The 5,155-nt window shown below is 59.4% G+C and carries 6 protein-coding genes and 1 pseudogene; 3 read left to right on the top strand and 4 right to left on the bottom strand.

Annotation, left to right across the window (positions count from 1 at the left end):
* Nucleotides 1–43: 43 nt before the first annotated feature.
* The 4 genes and pseudogenes from IT41_RS18970 to IT41_RS20415 all read right to left on the bottom strand — a co-directional run.
* Nucleotides 44–820, bottom strand: coding sequence for an ArdC family protein (locus IT41_RS18970; protein ID WP_231564842.1), 777 nt, complete (start codon nt 818–820; stop codon nt 44–46).
* Between the two features lie 491 nt (nt 821–1,311).
* Nucleotides 1,312–1,791 (bottom strand): hypothetical protein, encoded by a 480-nt coding sequence (locus IT41_RS18965; protein WP_052081800.1) that lies wholly within the window; start codon nt 1,789–1,791, stop codon nt 1,312–1,314.
* The gene (locus IT41_RS18960; protein ID WP_052081799.1) at nt 1,788–2,381 is read right to left on the bottom strand and encodes a recombinase family protein; all 594 of its coding nucleotides are present in this window, start codon (nt 2,379–2,381) and stop codon (nt 1,788–1,790) included. The genes IT41_RS18965 and IT41_RS18960 overlap by 4 nt, the downstream gene beginning before the upstream one ends.
* A gap of 289 nt (nt 2,382–2,670) precedes the next feature.
* A pseudogene (locus IT41_RS20415) lies at nt 2,671–2,898 on the bottom strand (IS3 family transposase); the annotation flags it as partial.
* 115 nt (nt 2,899–3,013) lie between these two features.
* On the opposite strand from IT41_RS20415, the gene IT41_RS22210 reads away from it, so the two are divergent.
* The 3 genes from IT41_RS22210 (at nt 3,014) to IT41_RS21120 (ending at nt 5,077) form a co-directional block, all read left to right on the top strand.
* Nucleotides 3,014–3,172 (top strand): DUF7946 domain-containing protein, encoded by a 159-nt coding sequence (locus IT41_RS22210; protein ID WP_462498366.1) that lies wholly within the window; start codon nt 3,014–3,016, stop codon nt 3,170–3,172.
* Between the two features lie 107 nt (nt 3,173–3,279).
* Complete coding sequence (locus IT41_RS18955) at nt 3,280–4,410, top strand: IS110 family RNA-guided transposase (protein WP_036744278.1); 1,131 nt, start codon at nt 3,280–3,282, stop codon at nt 4,408–4,410.
* Nucleotides 4,411–4,606: 196 nt separating this feature from the next.
* Entirely contained in the window at nt 4,607–5,077 is a 471-nt protein-coding gene (locus IT41_RS21120; protein WP_139221779.1) for a hypothetical protein, read from the top strand.
* Nucleotides 5,078–5,155: the final 78 nt, after the last annotated feature.

The raw sequence follows: 5,155 nt of genomic DNA, 5'->3' as shown, positions 1-5,155 counted from the left end.
CGCCGCGTTGAGTTCGAACGGCTGCTGTTTGTCGCCAACGTTTTTATGCCGACACGCCGCGCCGGTCTAACCGCAACCCAACAGGTCCGGCAGATCGGCGCGGCATAATCCGAACCTCGGCATTATGGGTCAGCTCATGCGCCAAGGTGCCGTAATATCCTGCAGCCCTGTGAAAGGTCGCGATCGGCGGCATATGGATGCGGTCGGTCTTGATGTTGTAGTAGGCGCACGGCTCCTCGGTCACGTCGATCTGCGCGCCGCTTGCGGCAAAGAATGCCTCCAACGCGGGGTCGGCCACGGTGCCAAGATCACGCGGCGGATTGGGCAGGATGTAGAATTCAGCGGGCAAGCCCTCGATCTGATCAGCGTTGAACACGCGGTAGGCCTTGGCATAGGGGATCTGACGCTCTTCGCCGTTATCGTCCTCGCGCTCGACAGTGCCGTATTTCACCACGGTTGCGGATTTCTCGCCCTTGCGGACATGGCCCCCAAGCTGCTTGGCCTGATTGAACGTCATCCAACGGGCTGAGCTGTAGTCCTTGGCCATCGCCGTGGCCCAAAGCATCAGGATGTTGATGCCCCGATAGGCTTCGCCGTTGAACCGTTCCGGCAAGCTGACCGATGCCCCGCCGCCGGTCCACGGCTTGCGCCAGGGCGGCGTTCCCGCCTCGATCTGCGCGATGATCTGGTTGGTAACATGGGAATAAACGTCAAACTTCTCTGCGGTCATTTGTGACCCTCCTTCGAGTGACGCGGGCCGGGTCTCTTCCCCTTTCCGCCGATGGGCGGGCCTTCCTGTTCTGATCTTTGGAATGCCCATGCATTCCGAAGGGCAGAGCAGGTAAGGGCAAAGCCCGTCCTGCGGCCTGGCGGGGCCATGACAACCGGGTGGAGGGCGTGAATTTGGGAGGGAACCGCGCGCCTGCGCGTGGGAGGAACCGGAATTCAGGGCCGGAACCGACGCCACCGGCGGCGCTTGCCGGTTTTCTCGGACCTGCCGGGATGGCAGGCGGATCAACAGGGTTTGAAAACTGTCAGGGCTGGGGTGAGCGGGCCTCAGCCCGTCGATCCCCGGCCCTGTCTATCGCTCAAGGCGAGACCGGCATAACTGCTGGGATCACAGATTTTCGTTTTGCAACTATTCTGACGATGGCATCCCTTACCCGACAGCGCATGAAGTCGTCGAAGCCGCGCGACTGCCTCAAGATGCGGTCGCCCTTGGGTCCGAATGCCTCAGCTGATCGCTTGAGATAGGCGTAACAGGCCCGAGCGTGCATATTTGATCGTTTGATGGGACAAAAGGCGTACAAACTATGCGCCTGAACGCTGCAGGTACATGACGACGTTTTCGGCGGGGAACTTGAAGCCTCGGCCATCGGAGACGCGTTCTGCGCTGATCGGATATTTTGGCCTGTTTGGATTGATGGCGACGATGCGGAAGAGTTCATCCTTCGATCGGAAGGTGCGGCCATGATCCTCGGGCTCCAAGCCAAAATGAGGCGCGAGCACCTCGAACAGGGCCTTCTCTGGTGAGTAGATCTCGCCGCTCTCTTGCGGGATGCCGACGCGGAAGCTGATCTCGAAGCTATGGCGCAGATCGATATCCGAGAGATCCCCGCCTTCGACCGTCAGCCCGTGGGTTTCTGCCACGGCGAGGCAGGCCGTCATCATGTCCCGGCGCAGCCGGTCGCAAAGCTCTGGGGTCAGGTTGCGTGGTGGTGGGACCTTGGCCCCTGTTTGCACAGGCACTTTGGGCGCGGAAGGCTGTCGCTTGCGTGGGGGCTTTTTCATGCAGTCCGCCCCTCAATGAGATCATTGCCCGTCAGCATTTCAGCCTTTGCTTTATAGACAGTACCGCGCGAGATCCCCATTTCGCGGGCAATTTCCGTTGGAGAGAGGCCTGCACCAAGCTTGGCCTGAATGGTGGCCATGTCGATCTTGGGTGGGCGACCGCGATAGACCCCTTTGCGTTTCGCGGCCTTGATCCCTTCAGCCTGCCGCTCGCGGCGGAGATTGGTTTCAAATTCCGCAAAGACGCCAAGCATGTCAAAGAACGCTTTGCCCGTCGCCGTGGAGGTGTCCACGGGCTGCTCGGTGGCCGCCAGATGCGCGCCCTTTTCTTTCAGCCGCGCAACGATGGTCTGAAGATCCTGCATTGAGCGGGCAAGCCGGTCGATCCGCGTCACCACCAGGGTTTCGCCAGGATGAATAAAGTCGAGGATGGTTTTCAATTCAGGGCGGCCTTCAAGCGTCGCGCCACTGCGCTGTTCTTGGCGCACCATCCCACATCCTGCGGCTGTCAGCGCCTCAATTTGGGCATCGAGGTTCTGATCGACGGTCGATGTTCGGGCATAGCCGATTTTGGGGCTCGATCTGTTCATTTTGGGTGTGCCTTTGAGATGATGTGTTCATTATCTCGAAACGGACCCAAAGTGAACATAAAAATGGGTGCTTTCGCTGTTCATGCCTTGCGTTATTTTGGGTATACTCAAAATGGCACACTGGAGCGCTGTCACGTTATATTGTTGGCATTGAGCGTTGGCGGGCGGCTGAGCAGATCAGGTTTTGTTCTTTCTGGCACTCATATACGCAGCTTCGGGCCCTCTGGGCCAATAAGGGTTAATCGCTACGTTTTTAGCATGGTTGACCGCGTATACAGCCAGTTTAGGTGCCCCTGATAATGCCTTGAATACCCATGCTCTTCATTAGCCGTGCCACAGTGCATCGGGCGACATCAAAACCTTCGCGGCCCAGCTGCCGCCAAACCTTTCGGACGCCATAGACTCGCCAGTTCTCTTCGAAGACACGCAGGATCTCGGGGCGCAGCGCTTCGTCCTGACGTGCCCGATCAGACAGCCGAGACGGATCGGCCCGCTTCGCCAGATGATCATAGTAGGTCCCCTACCCTGTCTATCGCTCAAAGCGAGACTGGCACATTGCCGGGATCACAAACTCTCTTCTCTCAACCTGAAAATTTTGCTTTTAATACTGAACATTGAGCAGAAAGGTCATTATGCCTACTCTATCCCAACATCGAATTCGGATAAGCTATCAAGGCGGCCTTGCAGACGATCATTCCCTCCCAGGATATGACGGAGCAACATCGATTGATGGCATTTCTCGCGCCGTCCATATCGCCACTCACGCTTACATGACAGGAGAGACCCCATGATCGCGGAGTGAGCCTGACTGGGCTGGCGGTCTCTCCCGCGGCATTCTCCGTTCGAGGGTTACGCCCGGTTGGCGGGCGCCGAGCCTCAAGAATGGGGGAGAGACCACATGCAGGGTAGCACGTTCATCGGATTGGATGTCCATAAGGCGACGATTTCAGTCGCGGTTGCGATGGGACAGCGCGGCGGGGAGGTCCGGCATTTGGGGACGGTGCCGCACCGCCCTGATCATGTCCGTAAGCTGGTGGAAAAGCTGGCTGCGAGCGGAGGCCGGTTGTGTTTCTGCTATGAGGCTGGGCCTTGCGGCTACGGTCTACACCGGCAACTTGTCGAGATGGGGCATGACTGCATCGTGGTCGCACCATCGCTCATTCCGGTGAAGACGGGCGACCGTGTGAAGACGGATCGCCGCGATGCGGTGATGCTGGCCAAGTTGCATCGGGCAGGCGAGCTGACGCCGGTCTGGGTGCCGGACGCGGCGCATGAGGCGATGCGCGATCTGGTTCGGGCACGTGCGACCGCGATGCGGGTTCTTGGAAAGGCGCGCCAGCATCTGCAGGGGTTTCTGCTGAGACATGGTCGCATCTATCCCGGAAAGAAGGGCTGGACGGTCGCCTACCGTCGCTGGCTGACCACGGTGCGCTTCCATCATCCTGCCCAGCAGATCGTGTTCCAGGACTATGTCGATGCGGTCTCCGACGCCGAAGCCCGTGTCGAGAGGCTCACGACACAGGTTGCGGACCTGCTCCCGACTTGGTCGTTGGCACCGATCGTGGAGGCAGTGCAAGCGATGAGGGGCGTGGCCTTCATCGTCGCAGTGACCGTGGTGGCCGAGGTCGGCGATTTCCAACGGTTCCACAACCCGCGACAATTGATGGCCTATCTCGGGCTCACGCCCTCGGAATATTCCAGCGGCGCCACCGTGCGCCGCGGCGGCATCACGAAGGCCGGCAGCGGCCTCGCCCGGCGGGCGCTGATCGAAGGCGCGTGGAGCTATCGCATGCAGGCGCGCGTCAGTCGCAAACTTCACGACAGGCTCGAGGGACTGCCCAAGGCCGTGCGGGACATTGCGTGGAAGGGGCAGTTGCGGATGTGCCAACGCTACCGGCATCTGGTCGCCGCTGGAAAAGCGAAGGTGATCGTCACCACGGCCATCGCACGCGAGATGGTTGGTTTCATCTGGGCTATCGCCAGAGCTGTAACCTCGCAACATGAGGTCGGCGTCGTCACCCAAAGCTGAGAAAGGCGCCCTGATCACGCCGATGCGCAAGGTTGGGGGCGGAACGCGGTGGGGAACCCTCGTGCCCTGTTATGAGCCGACACGGTCGACGCTCGTCCCTTAGAACGAGGCAGCCCCAAGACGAAACCACGGTCATGCGGTAGCCAACCCGCGCATGAGAGCTTGCTCAACCGTCGTCTCAGTTCCGCCTCCTACCTTGCGCATCTACAAGACGCTGCGCCCGGCATCGCTGGATTATTTGCCATGGAACAAAGGGTTGACAGCGATCATGAGAGTTTCGCGCGCGACAGCGCTCAGAAATGCCTCAATAATCATGAAGCCTGCACGGCAGGGAAGTTTCATCTTTGAGCTGATCGTCCTAATGGAAGCCAATCCAGCCACGACCGCAGCAGCGGTAGCCCTTACCGCAGCGCCATTTTATGACTTCCTGAAAGTGGCGTTCAAGAGAGCAACTGGTTTTCTGGATGCAGAGCCAGAAACGCCTCATCTCCGCAGTTTGTATGAGAGACGTGAGCCTCCTCCACTGCAGAAAACTCCGGTTGATCTCGACGACCTCGCTGAAAAACTGGAAGGCAGCCTTCAGGCGGCGCATCGACCAATTGGACCTGAGGGTACCATTAACAGGCTGCTGAAAAAGGCCGGTCTCGACGCGGTTTTGAGAACATGATTCACTTCCGGCACGGCAGCGGTGGTGAGGGTGACGATGCGTGGGACGGACGAAGCGAGCGAGTCGCTGTTCAGCTAT

Origin of the sequence: Paracoccus halophilus, assembly GCF_000763905.1 — a bacterium.
In the GTDB taxonomy this organism is placed as follows: Bacteria; Pseudomonadota; Alphaproteobacteria; order Rhodobacterales; family Rhodobacteraceae; genus Paracoccus; species Paracoccus halophilus.
Note: the sequence above shows the minus strand (reverse complement) of the source record. Positions and strands in the feature narration are given on the sequence as shown.

Bases quoted from the DNA above. Each gene is read 5' to 3' on its own strand.
- IT41_RS18955 (WP_036744278.1), top strand. From the start codon at position 3,280: ATGCAGGGTAGCACGTTCATCGGATTGGATGTCCATAAGGCGACGATT.
- IT41_RS18970 (WP_231564842.1), bottom strand. From the start codon at position 820: ATGGGCATTCCAAAGATCAGAACAGGAAGGCCCGCCCATCGGCGGAAA.
- IT41_RS18965 (WP_052081800.1), bottom strand. From the start codon at position 1,791: ATGAAAAAGCCCCCACGCAAGCGACAGCCTTCCGCGCCCAAAGTGCCT.
- IT41_RS22210 (WP_462498366.1), top strand. From the start codon at position 3,014: ATGCCTACTCTATCCCAACATCGAATTCGGATAAGCTATCAAGGCGGC.
- IT41_RS18960 (WP_052081799.1), bottom strand. From the start codon at position 2,381: ATGAACAGATCGAGCCCCAAAATCGGCTATGCCCGAACATCGACCGTC.